We start from the raw sequence: 18,683 nt of genomic DNA on the forward strand, positions 1-18,683 counted from the left end.
CAATCCTCTAGTCGAACTGTTCGGCGATGCTCTGCGGCACCGGGATCTGGATTTCCAGTAGTTGTTGGGCGAAGGCCTTGCCTTGCGGGTCGATACGCAGGCTCGCCACGCCACCGCCACCGAGGGCGTTTTCCAGCAGGAAGTTGAGGCTGTGGGTGCCCGGCAGATACCAGCGTTCGACCCGGCCGTAAATCGGGTCGAGGACATGGCTCATCCAGTCGACGACCACCGCCGGGGTCAACGCCTCGGCGATCCACGGCAGGTATTCGGGACGACGCGGCATGACGCCGATGTTGCTGTGATTGCCTTTGTCGCCGGAGCGTGCCACGGCCAGCTTCACCAGTGGCACACTCGCGTCGGCGCGGCCCTGGGGTTTGGGCGTTTCGTGGGGCCGGGGCAGATCCTGACTGTCGAGGGTGGCGGGGGCGGGCAGAGTGAATGGATGAGACTCGCCAGCGATGTCGATCTGCAATGTGCAGGCGCTTTTGTCGATCAGGAACGAGAACAGCCGGATCAGCGGATACACCGTCGGCCGCCCGCCGACAATGCCGGTCAGGCCCGGCGCCATGCCGGTGGCGGCCTGGGCGATCTCCCGGGAGAACAGGATCAACGCTTGTTTGTTCGGGTGACGCACGGCGAGTTTGATCACCACTTCACGGCTGTCCCGGCGCTGGCCGTGAGGGCCGTAGGTGGCTTCGCTGCCGAGCAGTTCGAAGTGGGTTTCGGTGTAGGGGCCGAGACCTTTCTGGTCGAGCATTTCCGAAGTCTTGTCGAGGATCGCCTGGCTGACGCGCCGGGCTTTCTCCACGGCATCGATGCCGGCGATCAGGCAACTGGCGGTGCAACGGAAACCGTCCGGATACGTTGCGCTGACCTTGTATTGGTCGCTGGGCGGCAGGCCTTTGGCACCGTGGACCCGGACGGCGTTTTTGCCTTGTTGCTGGAGTTTGACCTGGCTGAAATCGCAGACCACATCGGGCAACAGATAGGCCTGAGGGTCACCGATTTCGTAGAGCATCTGCTCGCCGACGGTCAGTGGCGTGACCAGTCCGCCGGAACCTTCGGGTTTGCTGACGATGAACTGGCCGTCGGTGCTGACTTCGACGATCGGGAAACCGATGTGTTCGTAGTCCGGCACGTCGCGCCAGTCGGTGAAGTTGCCGCCGGTGCACTGCGCGCCGCATTCGATGATGTGCCCGGCCAGGGCCGCTTGCGCGAGTTTGTCGTAGTCGTGCCACGACCAGCCGAATTCGTGCACCAGCGCGGCGCTGACCACTGCGCTGTCGACCACACGGCCGGTGATGACGACATCCGCGCCCAGGCGCAGCGCTTCGACAATGCCCGGCGCGCCGAGGTAGGCGTTGGTCGACACGCACATCGGCGGCAGCGGGGCGCCGCTGAACATTTCCGTGATGCCTCGGGTGGCGAATTGTTTGAAGTTCGGTTGCAGGTCATCGCCCGACAGCACGGCGATTTTCAGCGCCACGCCGGCCTTGTCGCAGGCCGCTTGCAGAGCGGCGGCGCAGGCCTTGGGATTGACCCCGCCGGCATTGCTGATGACGCGAATCTTCTGTTCGGCCAGTTTCGGCAGCAGGGGCGCGAGGACTTCGATGAAATCGCCGGCGAACCCGGCTTGCGGGTCCTTCATGCGCGCGCCCGCCATGATCGACATGGTGATTTCGGCCAGGTAGTCGAAGACCAGATAATCCAGCTGTCCTGCGGCCACAAGCTGCGCGGCGGCGGTTGAGGTGTCTCCCCAGAATGCGCTGGCGCATCCGATGCGAACCGTGGTGGGCATTTTGATCTCCGACTCAGGAACCTGTGACAGAAGTGCATCGAGACTACCAAGCAAGCGCTTGGTTTGTAAACGCCTGGAATTATCTTCTGCCCAAGCGCTTGCTTGGTCACCGCCGGCGGCTTAAATTGCCCGCGCAACCCCGCCGTTTCTGCGGCGTGCGGCGCATTTGACTGATCGACTGTAGGAGAGAACGGGTGGACGAGCAAAAAGCCCTGAGGGTCATGCGTGAACTGGTCGATGCCGGCCAGCTGACCGATCCGGACAGCGCTCGCGGCAAACTGCTGCAAGTGGCGGCCCACCTGTTCCGCAACAAAGGCTACGAGCGCACCACCGTGCGCGATCTGGCCGGTGCCGTGGGGATTCAGTCGGGCAGCATCTTTCATCACTTCAAGAGCAAGGATGAAATCCTGCGGGCGGTGATGGAGGAAACCATCCGCTACAACACCGCGCTGATGCGTGCGGCCCTTGCCGATGCCGCCGATGTGCGCGAGCGGGTGCTGGCGCTGATCCGCTGTGAATTGCAGTCGATCATGGGCGGCAGCGGCGAGGCGATGGCGGTGTTGGTGTACGAATGGCGTTCGCTGTCCGAAGACGGTCAGGCAAAAGTGCTGGCGCTGCGCGACATTTACGAAGACCTCTGGCTGCAAGTGCTGGGTGAGGCCAAAGAGGCGGGGTTCATCCGTGGCGACGTGTTCATTACCCGACGATTTCTCACGGGCGCGTTGTCCTGGACCACCACCTGGTTCCGCGCCGGCGGCAGCCTTAGCCTGGATCAACTGGCCGAAGAAGCGCTGATTCTGGTACTCGAAGAACGCTAGGCGCTTTCTATCGGGTCGGGAAACTGGCTAACTGGGCGAAACCGCCTAGCTTGAATGCAATGATCGGTACTTTTTCGGGGAGTGGGGTGTTTTGAAGTCTTCGCCAATTCGGACGGCCGCCGGGCTGATGCTCGCAGCGCTGGCTGCATCATGGGTATTGTCTGCTCCGGCGGCGCAAGTGGTTCGGGTGGGCGCGGCGCATTTTCCGCCCTACACCATTCGCCCGGAAAACGGCGCCGACACCGGCCTGCTGCCGGAACTGGTCGCGGCTTTGAACAGCGCCCAGAGCGACTATCGTTTCGAGCTGGTGCCCACCTCGATTCCTCGCCGGTTCGGCGATTTCAAGGATGGCCGCACCGACATGGCGATCTTCGAAAATCCGGAATGGGGCTGGAAAGACATTCCCCACACCACCGTCGACATGGGCCTGGAGGACGCGGAGATTTTCGTCGCGCAGAACAAGCCCGGTCGTCAGCAGAATTACTTCGCCGATCTCAAGGGAAAACGGCTGGCGCTGTACAGCGGCTATCACTACGAATTCGCCAACTTCAACGCCGATCCCAAGTACCTCGCTGAAACCTACAGCGCCACGCTGACCTATTCCCACGACAGCAACCTGTTGATGGTCTTGCGCGGACGCGCGGACGTTGCGCTGGTGACCCGCTCGTACTTGTTCGATTACCTGCTGCGCAACGAAAAAGTGCGCGACGAATTGCTGGTGTCGCAACGCATCGACCAGATCTACCACCATTACGCGATTCTCAGTCCGAAGGCGCCGATCACCGGCGAAGCGTTCGGCAAATTGCTGCAAGGTCTGCGCGACAACGGGCAGATGCTAAAGATCTTCGATCCGTACAAGATTGCGGTGGTGCCGGTGCCGCATCAGTGACCAGCGGTTTTTCGCGTCCGGCCTAAATTTCCCGCCCCGGCTCACGTCCCATCGTTGAACTGTCGACGATTATCGTGAGCCCGACCCATGTCCAATCTGAATGACCTGACTGCCCTGGCCCTGCCTTCGGGCAGCCAACTGGTAGCCGATGCCACCGAAAGCCGTCTGAGCCTGAGCCTGGACGGGCAACCGCTGATTCGCCTGCGTCTTGATCGTGAAGGCCAGGGGCCGATCCAGATCGATGAACGCTACGCACTGCCGCCGGGCCAGGCGCTGTGGGCGGCCTGTTATTGGCTGTTTGCCCGGGATCCGGCGCGTCAGCAATTGATCTGGCAACTCGATCAGGCTCCAACCGAAGCCTTGCTCAGTGGTTTGTTGGTGGGCACTGAAGTGGCGGGAGAATATCGCTGCGAACGCACGTTGTTCTGGCAATTGCCGCAACCGTGGCTCGGCACCTCACTGACGGGCAGTTATCCGCAGCAGATGGTCATCAGCAACGGCAAGCGCCATCCGCTGCGACCGATGAAGCCGCGTGGCGAGGTCTATCGGCGTTTCGATGCCCGTCTCGGTGCCTGGATTTCCCTGCGAACGGTGGAGATCGAGCAGGATCTGGCGCGCTTCAATCGCTGGCAGAACAGCCCGCGAGTCGCCAGTTTCTGGCAGGAGGAGGGCAGCCTCGAACAGCATCGCGAGTACCTGAGCAAACTTGACGCCGATCCGCACACGCTGACCCTGATCGGATGTTTCGATGATCAGCCGTTTGCCTATTTTGAAGCCTACTGGGCCAAGGAAGATCGCATCGCACCGTTCTACGATGCCGACAATTACGATCGCGGCATTCACATGCTGGTCGGGGAGGAAGATCATCGCGGCCCGCACAAGGTGGCGAGCTGGCTATCGGCGCTGGTGCACTACCTGTTCCTGGACGATCCGCGTACTCAACGTGTGGTCGCCGAACCGCGTGCCGACAACGCGAAGATGATCGGCCACATGCACAACCAGTGCTTCCACTGCGAGAAGGAATTCGACTTCCCGCACAAGCGCGCGGCGCTGATGATCCTTGGGCGCGAGCGGTTTTTTGATCGCTGCAAACTGGTGTGATTTCTCGCTGAAACAAAAAAGATCGCAGCCCTTCAACGAAGGCTGCGATCTTTTTTTTGGCTCTGCTTAAGCCCTGTTTTGGTTCAGCGACGGTTCGCGGACACTGCATCGGCGCGACTGCCGGATACCTTGCGGCAGTGCACCAGCGCATCACGAATCATGAAGTTGACCAGCGTCGGCGAAACACCGAGTTCCTTGGCGATGTCCTTCTGCGGCACGCCGTGCAGACGGTACATCTCGAAGGCGTAGCGCGTGCGGACCGGCAACTCGGTCAGCGCGTCGGCGATGTGTTCCAGGGTCGAGAAGTTGATGTGCGAGGTTTCCGGCGAAGCGCCCTGAATGACCACGTTCAACCCTTCCTCCTCGGGGCCGGCGTACTTCTGCTCCAGCGCCTGTTTGCGGTAGTGATCGATCGCCAGGTTGCGCACGATCTGGAACAGATAACTCAGCTGGGCCTTGATCGACGACGTGATCGGCGGTGCCGACTGCAGTCGGAAGAACGCATCCTGCACCACATCTTCGGCGCGTGACCGGCAGCCGGTAATGCGGGCTGCAATCTTGACCAGAATCAGTCGATTGTCGACGAATGCCTGAAGTAGCGGTGAATCGCACCTGCTTGTGGATACTTGTTCCGTCATGGAAATCACCTTGCTGCCAATAGGTTAGTGGGACGCCTGGGGGACGGGGCCGTCCTACACATCGAGCGACAAATTATGTTGAATGATAATGATTGTCAATTGAGAAAGAGAACTAATGATCCATAACAGTGCGATCTGAGAACTGCGACACGCCGCCGCACTCGCCCAAGCGCCCAGCCCCGTTGGCGATCCAGCCTGCCGACTAATTATTTCAAGACGTCATCCGTTCTCATTGGTGAATGGATCCGGGTACGCAGCCCCGGACCTACCGCATTCCAATGCCTTGCACGGTCGGCGAAGACCGTGTCCCGCATGCCTTGCACGGGCATGCCGCAGCCAACCCGATTCCATCAGCAAGCCGAATTCAGGCAGGAAACCTCATGACCGACGCGTTCGAACTCCCCAGCACCCTGGTCCAAGCCCTCCAGCGCCGCGCGGCCCTGACGCCGGATCGGCTGGCCCTGCGCTTTCTCGCCGAAACCGAGGAACAGGCTGTGGTGCTCAGTTATCGCGAACTCGATCAGCGTGCGCGCACCATCGCGGCAGCGTTGCAGGCCGAGGCCGGATTCGGTGATCGCGCGGTATTGCTGTTCCCGAGCGGCCCGGATTACGTCGCGGCGTTCTTTGGCTGCCTGTACGCGGGCGTGATCGCGGTGCCGGCCTATCCGCCGGAATCGGCCAAGCGTCACCATCAGGAACGCCTGCTGTCGATCATCGCCGACGCCGAACCGCGCCTGTTGCTGACCAGCGCCGACCTGCGCGACGCCCTGCAGCAAATCGAAGGCGCGCCGCCGCTGTTGTGCGTCGATACCCTCGACGCTGCACTGGCCGAACGCTGGGTCGAACCGACCTTGCCCCAAGATCACATCGCCTTCCTGCAATACACCTCCGGCTCCACCGCGCTGCCCAAGGGTGTGCAGGTCAGCCACGGCAACCTGGTGGCCAACGAACTGCTGATTCGCCACGGCTTTGGCATCGATGTGAACCCGGACGACGTGATAGTCAGCTGGCTGCCGCTGTACCACGACATGGGCCTGATCGGCGGCCTGCTGCAACCGATCTTCAGCGGCGTGCCGTGCATCCTGATGTCGCCGGCGTACTTCCTCGGCCGGCCGTTGCGCTGGCTCGAAGCGATCAGCCAATACGGCGGCACGATCAGTGGCGGACCAGACTTTGCCTATCGACTGTGCAGCGAGCGGGTCAGTGAGTCGGCGCTGGAGCGCCTCGACCTGAGCCGTTGGCGCGTGGCCTATTCCGGTTCCGAGCCGATCCGTCTCGACACCCTTGAGCGCTTCGCCGAGAAATTCACCGCGTGCGGTTTCAGCGAAAGCAGTTTCATGGCGTCCTATGGTCTGGCCGAGGCGACCCTGTTCGTCGCCGGCACACCACGCGGCACAGGGATTCCTGCACTGCGCGTTGACGATCAAGCCTTGGCACAGAACCGTGCCGAAGCGGGCGAGGGCAGTCCGATCATGAGTTGCGGCATTAGCCAGCCCGATCATGCGGTGCTGATCGTCGAGCCGAACACCCTCGAAGAACTGGCCGACAATGCCGTCGGTGAAGTCTGGGCCACCGGCCCGAGCATCGCCCTCGGCTACTGGCGCAATCCCGAGGCGACTGCCAAGACTTTCGTGCAGCACGCCGGCCAGACCTGGCTGCGCACCGGTGACTTGGGCTTTATCCGCGACGGTGAACTGTTCATCACCGGTCGCCTGAAAGACATGCTGATCGTGCGCGGCCACAACCTCTATCCGCAGGACCTCGAAAAGACGGTCGAGAACGAAGTCGAGGTGGTGCGCAAGGGCCGTGTCGCGGCGTTCGCGGTCAATCAGAATGGCGAAGAAGGCATCGGCATCGCAGCGGAAATCAGCCGTAGCGTGCAGAAAATCCTCCCGCCTGAAGCATTGATCAAAGCCATTCGCCAGGCCGTGGCCGAGGCGTATCAGGAAGCTCCGAGTGTGGTGGTGCTGCTGAATCCAGGCGCGCTGCCGAAGACCTCCAGCGGCAAGCTGCAGCGTTCGGCCTGCCGCAATCGCCTGGCCGACGGCAGCCTCGACAGCTACGCGGTGTTCCCGTCGGCCACCGCTGAAACCGCTCATGAGTCGACCGCGTCCGAACTCGAAACCGTTATCGGCAAAATCTGGGCCGAGCAACTCAACGTCAAACAGGTCAACGCCGACGACCATTTCTTCCTGCTCGGCGGCAACTCGATCGCCGCGACTCAAGTGATCGCCAAGGTTCGCGAAGAACTGAGCCTGGAGCTGAACCTGCGCCTGCTGTTCGAAGCGCCGACCCTGTCCGCGTTCGCCGCCGCTGTGGCGCAACAGCAGCAGGACGGCGGCAGCGCCCAGGGCGAAATCACCGCGTTATCGCGCAACGAAGCATTGCCGCAATCCCTGGCGCAAAACCGTCTGTGGATCACCTGGCAGCTCGACCCGCAAAGCAGCGCCTACAACATTCCCGGTGCCCTGCGCCTGCGTGGCGAACTGGACGAAGACGCACTGCGCGCCAGTTTCCAGCAACTGATCGAACGCCACGAATCCCTGCGCACGCGCTTCTTCGAACGCGACGGCGTGGCCCTGCAACGGGTCGAAGCGGCGGGTGAGTTCAACCTGCAACTGATCGACATCAGCGACCTGCCGGCCAGCGAGCGTGAAGCCCGCGCACAACAGATCCGCGAAGACGAAGCCCGCACCCAGTTCGATCTGGAGAAAGGCCCGTTGCTGTGGGTGACGCTGGTTCGTCTCGATGACGAGGATCACCAGTTGCTGGTGACCCTGCACCACATCATCGCCGACGGCTGGTCGCTGAACGTGCTGATCGACGAGTTCTCGCGCCTGTACGCCGCCGCTTCCCAAGGCCAGCGCGCGGAACTGGCAGCACTGCCCACCCAATACGCCGATTACGGCAGTTGGCAGCGCCAATGGCTGGCGCAGGGCGAGGGCGAACGTCAACTGGCGTACTGGAAAGCGCAGTTGGGTGACGAGCATCCGACCCTGGAGCTGGCGACCGACCATCCGCGTTCTGCCAAACAAGTTCACAGTGCCGCACGCCACAGCGTTCGCCTGGGAATCAGCCTCAGCGACGCCATCCGCCAGACTGCCCAGGCCTATCAATCCACCCCGTTCATGCTGCTGCTCTCGGCGTTCCAGAGCCTGTTGCATCGCTACAGCGGCCAGCGCGATATCCGCGTCGGCGTACCCAACGCCAACCGTCCGCGCCTGGAAACCCAAGGCCTGATCGGCTTCTTCATCAACACCCAGGTACTGCGTGCCGACGTCGATTCACGTCTGCCGTTCACAGAACTGCTGGCGCAAACCCGACAAGCTGCACTCGGTGCCCAGGCGAATCAGGATCTGCCTTTCGAACAACTGCTCGAAGCCTTCCCCCAGGCCCGCGAACAAGGCCTGTTTCAGGTCATGTTCAACCACCAGCAGCGCGACCTGAGTGCGCTCAAACGTCTGCCCGGTCTGCTCGCCGAAGAACTGCCGTGGCACAGCCGCGAGGCCAAGTTCGATCTGCAACTGCACAGTGAAGAGGACCGCAACGGTCGCCTGACGCTGTCCTTCGACTACGCCGATGAGTTGTTCGATGCTGCGACCATCGAGCGTCTGGCCGAGCATTTCAGCAACCTGCTGCGTGCTGTCTGCGAACGTCCGGAACAAACCATTGGCGAGCTGCAATTGCTGACCGCCGCCGAAAATACTCAGCAAAGCGAATGGAGCATCGCCCCGTGCACCCCGGCGCAACAATGGTTGCCGGAACTGCTCAACGAACAAGCCCGGCAAACCCCTGATCGCACCGCGCTGGTATGGGACGGCGGCAGCCTCGACTTCGCCGAACTGCACACCCAGGCCAACCGTCTCGCCCATTACCTGCGCGACAAAGGCGTCGGCCCGGACGTGTGCGTGGCCATCGCCGCCGAGCGTTCGCCGCAACTGCTGATCGGCCTGCTGGCGATCATCAAGGCCGGTGGCGCCTACGTGCCGCTGGACCCGGATTACCCGGTCGATCGCCTGGCCTACATGCTCAGCGACAGCGGCGTCGAACTGCTGCTGACCCAGACTGCATTGCTCGACCGCTTGCCGGCCAGCGAAGGCGTCAGCGTGATCGCCATGGACACCCTGCATCTGGAGAACTGGCCGAGCCAGGCACCGGGCCTGCACCTGCACGGCGACAACCTCGCCTACGTGATTTACACCTCGGGATCCACCGGCCAACCGAAAGGCGTGGGCAACACTCACGCGGCGCTGGCCGAGCGTCTGCAATGGATGCAGAACACCTATCGCCTGAACGACACCGACGTGTTGATGCAAAAGGCGCCGATCAGTTTCGACGTGTCGGTGTGGGAATGCTTCTGGCCGCTGATCACTGGCGCGCGCCTGCTGATTGCCGCCCCCGGCGAACACCGCGATCCGCATCGCATCGCGCAGCTGGTTCAACAGTACGGCGTGACCACGTTGCACTTTGTGCCGCCGCTGCTTTCGCTGTTTATCGATGAACCGTTGAGCGCCGAATGCACCAGCCTGCGTCGCGTGTTCTCCGGCGGTGAAGCACTGCCGGCGGAACTGCGCAACCGAGTTTTGGCGCAACTGCCGGCGGTGCAACTGCACAACCGTTACGGCCCGACCGAAACCGCGATCAACGTCACCCACTGGCATTGCAGTGTGGCGGATGGCGAGCGTTCGCCGATTGGTCGTCCGCTGGGCAACGTGGTCTGCCGCGTGCTCGACAGCGATCTGAATCCAGTGCCGGCCGGTGTACCGGGTGAGCTGTGCATCAGCGGCATCGGCCTGGCCCGTGGTTATCTCGGGCGCCCGGCGCTGACCGCCGAACGTTTCGTGGTCGATCCGCTGGGCGAGCAGGGCGCGCGTCTGTACCGTACCGGTGACCGCGCGCGCTGGACGAATGATGGCGTGATCGAATACTTCGGCCGTCTCGATCAGCAGGTCAAACTGCGCGGCTTCCGCGTCGAGCCTGAAGAGATCGAAGCGCGTCTGCTGGCTCAGGATGGCGTCGCTCAGGCTGCCGTACTGGTGCGTGAAACCGTCGCCGGCCCGCAACTGATCGGCTACTTCACCGCCACCGACGCCAATGAAGATCAGGGCGCGCAAATCGCTCGCCTGAAAACCGCACTGGCCGCCGAGCTACCGGAATACATGGTCCCCGCGCAACTGATGCGCCTGGACGCAATGCCCCTGAGCCCGAGCGGAAAACTCGACCGCCGTGCCTTGCCCGAACCGCAATGGCAGGTGCGCGAACACGTCGAGCCGGTCACGGAGCTGGAGCAGCAGATCGCCGCAATCTGGCGCGAAGTGCTGGGCCTGAAACAGGTCGGCCTGCGCGACGACTTCTTCGCCCTCGGCGGCCACTCGCTGCTGGCCACGCAAATCATCTCCCGCACCCGCCAGGCCTGCGACGTCGAGCTGCCGCTGCGTGCCTTGTTCGAACACAGCGAACTGGGTGATTTCGCCGAGCAGATCCGCCAGATCCAGGCCAGTGGCCGAACCAACAAACAACCACCGATCGACAAGGTTGATCGCAGCAAACCGGTGCCGCTGTCCTATTCCCAACAGCGCATGTGGTTCCTCTGGCAGATGGAGCCGGACAGCCCCGCGTACAACGTCGGCGGCATGGCGCGTCTGCGTGGCGTGCTGGATGTCGGGCGTTTCGAGGCGGCGCTGCAAGCGCTGATCCTGCGTCATGAAACCCTGCGCACCACGTTCCCGAGCGTCGATGGCGTGGCCCGTCAGCAGGTGCATGCCGAAACCGGCGTGCGCATGGACTGGAAGGATTTCTCGAAACTCGCCGCCGATGTGCGCGAGCAGAAAGTCCAGCAACTGGCCGACGACGAAGCACACCTGCCGTTCGATCTGGAAACCGGTCCGCTGCTGCGCGCCTGTCTGGTCAAGACCGCCGAGCAGGAGCATTACTTCGTCCTGACCCTGCACCACATCGTCACCGAAGGCTGGGCGATGGACATCTTCGCCCGCGAACTCAGCGCACTGTACGAAGCGTTCGTCGATGACCGCGAATCGCCGCTGGAACCGTTGCCGGTGCAGTACCTCGACTACAGCGTGTGGCAGCGCCACTGGTTGGAGTCCGGCGAGCGTCAGCGTCAGCTCGACTACTGGACCACACAACTCGGCCGCGAACATCCACTGCTGGAACTTCCGGGCGACCGTCCGCGTCCGCCGGTGCAAAGTCACCAGGGCGAGCTGTTCCGTTTCGACCTCAGCGACGATCTCGCCGCGCGGGTTCGCGCCTTCAACGCGCAGAACGGTCTGACCCTGTTCATGACCATGACCGCCGCACTCGCAACCCTTCTTTACCGCTACAGCGGCCAGACCGATCTGCGCATTGGCGCGCCGGTGGCCAACCGTATCCGCCCGGAAAGCGAAGGCCTGATCGGTGCGTTCCTCAACACTCAGGTGCTGCGTTGCCAGCTCGATGGCCAGATGTCGGTCGGCGAATTGTTCGAGCAGGTGCGCCACACCGTGATCGAAGGTCAGTCCCATCAGGATTTGCCGTTCGATCATCTGGTTGAAGCGCTGCAACCACCGCGCAGTGCCGCCTACAACCCGTTGTTCCAGGTGATGTGCAACGTGCAGCGCTGGGAATTCCAGCAGAGCCGCATGCTCGCCGGCATGACCGTCGAGTACCTGGCCAACGATGCGCGGGCGACCAAGTTCGACCTCAACCTGGAAGTCACCGACCTCGACCATCGCCTCGGTTGCTGCCTGACATACAGCACTGACTTGTTCGACGAACCGACCATCGCGCGCATGGCCAAACATTGGCGAAACCTGCTGGAAGCGCTGATCGCCGACCCGCAGCAACGCCTCAGCGAACTGCCGTTGCTCGATGCGCCTGAGCAACAGCAATTGCTCGACAGCCTTGGCGTCGAGCCGGGCGAGCGTCGTCTCGACCAGTGCATTCATCACCTGTTCGCCGAGCAGGCGCTGGCGCGCAAAGATGCGCCAGCCCTGACCTTCGCCGGGCAGACCCTGAGCTACGCCGAACTCGATGCTCGCGCCAATCGTCTGGCCTGGGCCCTGCGTGAGCGCGGTGTCGGCCCGCAAGTGCGGGTCGGTCTGGCGCTGGAGCGTTCGCTGGAAATGGTCGTCGGCCTGCTGGCGATTCTCAAGGCCGGTGGCGCCTATGTGCCGCTGGATCCGGAATACCCACTCGACCGCCTGCATTACATGATCGAAGACAGCGGCGTCGGCCTGCTGCTCAGCGACCGGGCGATGTTCAAGGCCCTCGGCGAACTACCGTCGAACGTGGCACGCTGGTGCCTGGAAGACGACAGCGCGGCGCTGGCCGATTACCCGGCAACCGAGCTGCCGTTTATCAGCCTGCCGCAGCATCAGGCGTACCTGATTTACACCTCGGGCTCCACCGGCAAGCCGAAAGGTGTGGTGGTGTCCCACGGTGAAATCGCCATGCACTGCCAGGCTGTGATCGAGCGCTTCGGCATGCGTCCGGACGACTGCGAGCTGCACTTCTATTCGATCAACTTCGACGCCGCCACCGAGCGTCTGCTGGTGCCGCTGCTCAGCGGTGCGCAGGTGGTGCTGCGTGCGCAGGGTCAGTGGGACGCGGAGGAAATCTGCGGCCTGATCCGTGAACATCGCATCAATATTCTCGGTTTCACCCCGAGCTACGGCAGCCAGTTGGCGCAGTTCCTTGCGACGCAAAACGACATCCTGCCGGTGCGCATGATCATCACCGGCGGTGAAGCGCTGACCGGCGAACACCTGCAACGGATTCGTGCAGCGTTCAAGCCGAGCCTGTTCTTCAACGCTTACGGCCCGACCGAAACCGTGGTCATGCCGTTGGCCAGCCTTGCGCCGGAAGTATTGGAGGAGGGCGCCGGCAGTGTGCCGATCGGCAGCGTGATCGGTGATCGCGTGGCCTACATTCTCGACGCCGATCTGGCGCTGGTGCCGCAAGGTGCGACCGGTGAACTGTTCGTCGGCGGCGTCGGTCTGGCGGTGGGCTATTACGAGCGTGCGGGCATCACTGCCGAACGTTTCGTCGCCGACCCGTTTGCTGCCGATGGCGGGCGCATGTACCGCACCGGCGACCTGGTGCGCCAGCGCGCCGACGGTCTGGTGGAATACCTGGGGCGGATCGACCATCAGGTGAAGATTCGTGGTTTCCGGATCGAACTGGGCGAGATCGAAACCCGCCTGCTCGATCACGACTCGATCCGCGAAGCGGTGGTGCTGGCGCTGGATGCGCCGAGCGGCAAGCAACTGGTCGGCTATCTCGTGACCGAGGTCGCTTCGCGCGGCGAAGCCGAGCAAGCCGAACTGCGCGACGCCCTGAAGGTGCACCTGAAGACGCAACTGCCGGACTACATGGTGCCGACGCATCTGATGCTGTTGGCGAGTATGCCGCTGACCGCCAACGGCAAGCTCGACCGCCGCGCCTTGCCGGCACCGGATCCGGAGCTGAACCGTCAGGATTACGTGGCACCGAGCAACGAGCTGGAGCAGACCCTGGCGCAGATCTGGTGCGAGGTGCTCAACGTCGAGCAGGTCGGTCTGAACGACAACTTCTTCGAGCTGGGCGGCGACTCGATCCTGTCGATTCAAGTGGTCAGCCGGGCGCGGCAGCAGGGCATTCACTTCAGCCCGCGCGACCTGTTCCAGCACCAGACTGTGCAGACCCTGGCGGCTGTCGCCAGCCGCAGTGAAACCGTGACCGCCGAGCAAGGTCTGGTGACGGGCGAGTCGCGTCTGACACCGATCCAGCACTGGTTCTTCGACACCGAGATTCCCGAGCGTCAACACTGGAACCAGGCGTTGCTGCTGGAGCCGACTGTTGCACTGGAACCGCACCGACTGGAGCAAGCATTGCTGGCGGTGATCGAGCAGCATGACGCCCTGCGTCTGCGCTTCACCGAGGTCAACGGCGCATGGCAAGCGACCTATCAACCGGTGACCGATGCCGCCGTACTGTGGCAAGTCCGCGTACCGTCGATGGACAAATGCGCCGCGCTGTTCGCTGATGCCCAGCGCAGCCTCGACCTTGCCCAAGGCCCGTTGCTGCGCGCAGTGCTGGTCGATGGGCCGGACGATCAGCAGCGGCTGTTCATCGCGATCCATCACCTGGTGGTCGACGGCGTGTCGTGGCGCGTTCTGCTCGACGATCTGCAAACCGTGTATCGCCAGCTCGACGCCGATCAGTCGGTGAAACTGCCGGCGAAAACCAGTGCCTTCAAGGACTGGGCGGCGCGTTTGCAGGCTTACGCCGGCAGCGAATCCCTGCGTGAAGAACTGATCTGGTGGCAAGCGCAACTGGCCGGTCCGACTGCCGATTTGCCGTGCGAACGTCCTGAGGGCGGTCGCGAGAATCGTCATGCGCAAACCGTCAGCGTGCGACTGGATGCCGAACGCACCAAGCAACTGCTGCAACAGGCGCCGAGCGCCTATCGCACGCAGGTCAACGACCTGTTGCTGACCGCGCTGGCCCGCGTGCTGTGCCGCTGGAGCGGTCAGCCGTCGGCGCTGATTCAACTGGAAGGCCACGGCCGCGAAACCCTGTTCGACGAGATCGACCTGACCCGCACCGTCGGCTGGTTCACCAGCGCCTATCCGCTGCGCCTGACCCCGCACAACATCGAAGAGGCTGCCGGGCAGGGCGCTTCGATCAAGGCGATCAAGGAGCAACTGCGCGCCGTTCCGCACAAAGGTCTGGGCTATGGCGTGCTGCGTTATCTCGCCGATGACGCCAGCCGTCAGAGCATGGCGGCGTTGCCGAATGCGCCGATCACCTTCAACTACCTCGGCCAGTTCGACCAGAGCTTCGGCAGCGACGCGCTGTTCCGTCCGCTGGATGAGTCGGTTGGTGCGGCCCACGATCCTCACGCACCACTGCCGAACGAGTTGAGCGTCGACAGTCAGGTGTACGGCGGGGAACTGCTGCTGCGCTGGACCTTCAGCGCCGAACGCTACGACGCGCAGACCATCAACGAGCTGGCCGATGCCTACGTCGGCGAGTTGCAGAGCCTGATCGAACATTGCCTGCAGGACGACGCTGGCGGCCTGACGCCGTCGGACTTCCCGCTGGCAAAACTGACCCAGGCGCAACTTGACGCACTGCCGGTGCCGGCGGCGCACATCGAAGACGTATACCCGCTGACGCCGATGCAGGAAGGCATGTTGCTGCACACCTTGCTGGAGCCGGGCACCGGTCTGTACTACATGCAGGATCGCTACCGCATCAACAGCGAACTCGACCCCGAGCGTTTCGCCCACGCGTGGCAAGCGGTGGTCGCCCGTCATGAAGCGCTGCGTGCGTCGTTCTGCTGGAACGTCGGCGAAGACATGCTGCAAGTGATTCATACGCCGGGTCGCACGCCGATCGAGTACCTGGACTGGAGCGCGATCGCCGACGCCGAGCAAGAACCGAAACTGCAAGCGCTGCTCAAGGCCGAGCGCGAAGCCGGGTTCGATCTGCTCAATCAGGCACCGTTCCACCTGCGCCTGATCAAGGTCGGCGCGGCGCGTTACTGGTTCATGATGAGCAACCACCACATCCTGATTGATGCCTGGTGCCGCTCGCTGCTGATGAACGATTTCTTCGAGATCTACACCGCTCTGGGCGAAGGTCGCGAAGCACAATTGGCGGTGCCGCCGCGTTATCGCGATTACATCGGCTGGCTGCAACGCCAGAGCCTGGCCGAAGCGCGTCAGTGGTGGCAGCAGAACCTGCAAGGTTTCGAGCGCACCACGCCGATCCCGAGCGACCGTCCGTTCCTGCGTGAACATGCTGGCGAAAGCGGCGGCATGATCGTCGGTGACCGCTACACCCGACTGAATGTCGAGGACGGCGCCCGTCTGCGTGAGCTGGCCCAGGCCCATCAACTGACCATCAACACCTTCGCCCAGGCGGCGTGGGCACTGGTGCTGCGCCGCATGAGCGGTGACCGCGACGTGCTGTTCGGCGTGACCGTGGCCGGGCGTCCGGTGGAAATGCCGGAGATGCAGCGCACCGTCGGCCTGTTCATCAACAGTATTGCGCTGCGGGTGCAGATCCCGGCGGACGATCAGCGCGTCAGCGTGCGTCAGTGGCTGAGCGGTCTGCTCGACAGCAACATGCAACTGCGCGAGTACGAATACCTGCCGCTGGTGAACATCCAGGAACAGAGCGAGCTGCCGAAAGGCCAGCCGCTGTTCGACAGCCTGTTCGTGTTCGAAAACGCCCCGGTGGAAGTCTCGGTGCTGGACCGTGCGCAGAGCCTCAACGCGACCTCGGACTCGGGGCGGACCCACACCAACTTCCCGCTGACGGCGGTGTGCTATCCGGGCGATGACCTCGGTCTGCACCTGTCCTACGACCAGCGCTACTTCGACGAGTCGACCATCGAGCGCATGCTCGGCGAGTTCAAGCGTCTGTTGCTGGCGCTGGTCGATGGCTTCCATGGCGACATGGCCGACCTGCCGCTGCTGGGCCATGAGGAACAGGACTTCCTGCTCCACGGCTGCAACCAGAGTGAGCACGACTATCCGCTGGAACAGAGCTACGTCGAACTGTTCGAAGCGCAGGTCGCGCAACATCCGCAACGGATTGCCGCCAGTTGCCTCGATCAGCAGTTGAGCTACACAGAGCTGAACCAGAACGCCAACCGCCTCGGCCATGCACTGGTCGCGGTCGGTGTGCAGATGGATCAACCGGTGGCGCTGTTGGGCGAACGTAATCTGGATCTGCTGGGCATGATCATCGGCAGCTTCAAGGCCGGTGCCGGTTACCTGCCGCTGGATCCGGGCCTGCCGAGCCAGCGTCTGCAACGGATCATCGAGCTCAGCCGCACGCCGGTGCTGGTGTGCACCGAGGCTTGCCGTGAACAGGCGACGACCTTGCTGGATGAGTTCAGCTGCGCGAACCGTCCACGCTTGCTGGTGTGGGAAGAGGTTCAGGCCGGCGCGGTGTCGTCGGTGAATCCGGGCATCTTCAGCGGCCCGGACAACCTGGCCTACGTCATCTACACCTCGGGTTCCACCGGGTTGCCGAAAGGCGTGATGGTCGAGCAGCGCGGCATGCTCAACAACCAGTTGAGCAAGGTGCCGTACCTGAACCTGAGCGACGCCGATGTGATTGCCCAGACCGCGTCGCAAAGCTTCGACATTTCGGTCTGGCAGTTCCTTGCAGCGCCGCTGTTCGGGGCGCGGGTGGACATTGTGCCGAACACCATCGCCCACGATCCGCAAGGTTTGCTGGTGCATGTTCAGCAGCAGGGCATCACAGTACTGGAAAGCGTGCCGTCGCTGATTCAGGGCATGCTCGCTTCGGATCGTCTGAGCCTCGACGGTCTGCGCTGGATGCTGCCGACCGGTGAAGCAATGCCGCCGGAACTGGCGCACCAGTGGCTGCTGCGTTATCCGGAGATCGGTCTGGTCAACGCCTATGGCCCGGCGGAGTGCTCGGACGACGTGGCATTCTTCCGCGTCGACCTGGCCTCGACTCGCGGCAGTTACCTGCCGATCGGTACGCCGACCGACAACAACTTGCTGTACCTGCTCGATGGCGCGCTGGATCTGGTGCCGTTGGGTGCGGTGGGCGAGTTGTGCGTGGCGGGCACTGGTGTCGGTCGCGGTTATGTCAGCGATCCGCTGCGCACCGCGCCGGTGTTTGTGCCGAATCCGTTCGGTGCGCCGGGCGAGCGTCTGTATCGCACCGGTGACCTGGCGCGCCGTCGCAGTGACGGCGTGCTGGAATACGTCGGCCGGGTCGATCATCAGGTGAAGATCCGCGGCTACCGGATCGAGCTGGGTGAAATCGAGGCGCGTCTGCATGAGCAACCGGAAGTCCGCGATGGCGCGGTCGGTGTGCAGGAAGGCGTCAACGGCAAGCATCTGGTCGGCTACCTGGTCGCCGCAGATTCCGCATTGAATCAGAGCGAGCGCCTCGAGCGGATCAAGCAGCGCCTGCGCGCCGAACTGCCGGAATACATGGTGCCGCTGCACTGGTTGTGGCTCGACCGGTTGCCGCTGAACGCCAACGGCAAACTCGACCGCAAGGCCTTGCCCGCGCTGGAAATCGGCCAGTTGCAAAGCCAGGATTACCTGGCGCCGCGCAGCGAGCTGGAACAGACCTTGGCCGATATCTGGGCCGAGGTGCTGAAGGTCGAGAAGGTCGGGGTACGCGACAACTTCTTCGAACTCGGCGGCCATTCGTTGCTTGCCACACAGATCGCTTCGCGGGTGCAAAAAGCCCTGCAACGTGACGTACCGCTGCGAGCGATGTTCGAGTGCAGCACGGTGGAAGAACTGGCCGGTTACATTGAAGGATTGGCGGCCAGTGACATTACCGAGGAGAAGGTTGATCGGCTGAATGATTTGATGGCGGAGTTGGAAGGCTTGTAGTCTTCAGCGTCAGTGATCTCAACAACGATCAACCGGCACATGGATGTACGTTTGTATAGTTGA

General features: G+C 62.9%; 6 protein-coding genes. 4 read left to right on the forward strand and 2 right to left on the reverse strand.

The features are described 5' to 3' along the window. Positions 1 to 7: 7 nt before the first annotated feature. Positions 8 to 1,798, reverse strand: a complete 1,791-nt coding sequence (locus tag N8H71_RS08615; RefSeq protein ID WP_262193641.1) for an acyclic terpene utilization AtuA family protein — start codon at positions 1,796 to 1,798, stop codon at positions 8 to 10. Positions 1,799 to 1,992: 194 nt separating this feature from the next. Here N8H71_RS08615 and N8H71_RS08620 point away from each other — a divergent pair, with 194 nt between their 5' ends. The 3 genes from N8H71_RS08620 to N8H71_RS08630 all read left to right on the forward strand — a co-directional run bounded on the left by N8H71_RS08620 (position 1,993) and on the right by N8H71_RS08630 (position 4,606). Beyond that, positions 1,993 to 2,616: a TetR/AcrR family transcriptional regulator gene (locus N8H71_RS08620; protein ID WP_007955773.1), complete on the forward strand. Its 624-nt coding sequence runs from the start codon at positions 1,993 to 1,995 to the stop codon at positions 2,614 to 2,616. A 91-nt stretch (positions 2,617 to 2,707) separates the two neighbouring features. Continuing rightward, positions 2,708 to 3,505: a substrate-binding periplasmic protein gene (locus N8H71_RS08625; protein ID WP_262193642.1), complete on the forward strand. Its 798-nt coding sequence runs from the start codon at positions 2,708 to 2,710 to the stop codon at positions 3,503 to 3,505. A gap of 87 nt (positions 3,506 to 3,592) precedes the next feature. After that, positions 3,593 to 4,606, forward strand: coding sequence for a GNAT family N-acetyltransferase (locus N8H71_RS08630; RefSeq protein ID WP_262193643.1), 1,014 nt, complete (start codon positions 3,593 to 3,595; stop codon positions 4,604 to 4,606). 83 nt (positions 4,607 to 4,689) lie between these two features. Here N8H71_RS08630 and N8H71_RS08635 read toward each other — a convergent pair whose 3' ends face one another. Continuing rightward, complete coding sequence (locus tag N8H71_RS08635; RefSeq protein WP_007955779.1) at positions 4,690 to 5,244, reverse strand: RNA polymerase factor sigma-70; 555 nt, start codon at positions 5,242 to 5,244, stop codon at positions 4,690 to 4,692. Positions 5,245 to 5,624: 380 nt separating this feature from the next. Here N8H71_RS08635 and N8H71_RS08640 point away from each other — a divergent pair, with 380 nt between their 5' ends. Continuing rightward, positions 5,625 to 18,620, forward strand: coding sequence for a non-ribosomal peptide synthetase (locus N8H71_RS08640; RefSeq protein ID WP_262193644.1), 12,996 nt, complete (start codon positions 5,625 to 5,627; stop codon positions 18,618 to 18,620). Positions 18,621 to 18,683 lie beyond the last annotated feature (63 nt).

The organism is Pseudomonas koreensis (assembly GCF_025447595.1).
GTDB classification, from domain to species: domain Bacteria; phylum Pseudomonadota; class Gammaproteobacteria; order Pseudomonadales; family Pseudomonadaceae; genus Aquipseudomonas; species Aquipseudomonas koreensis_H.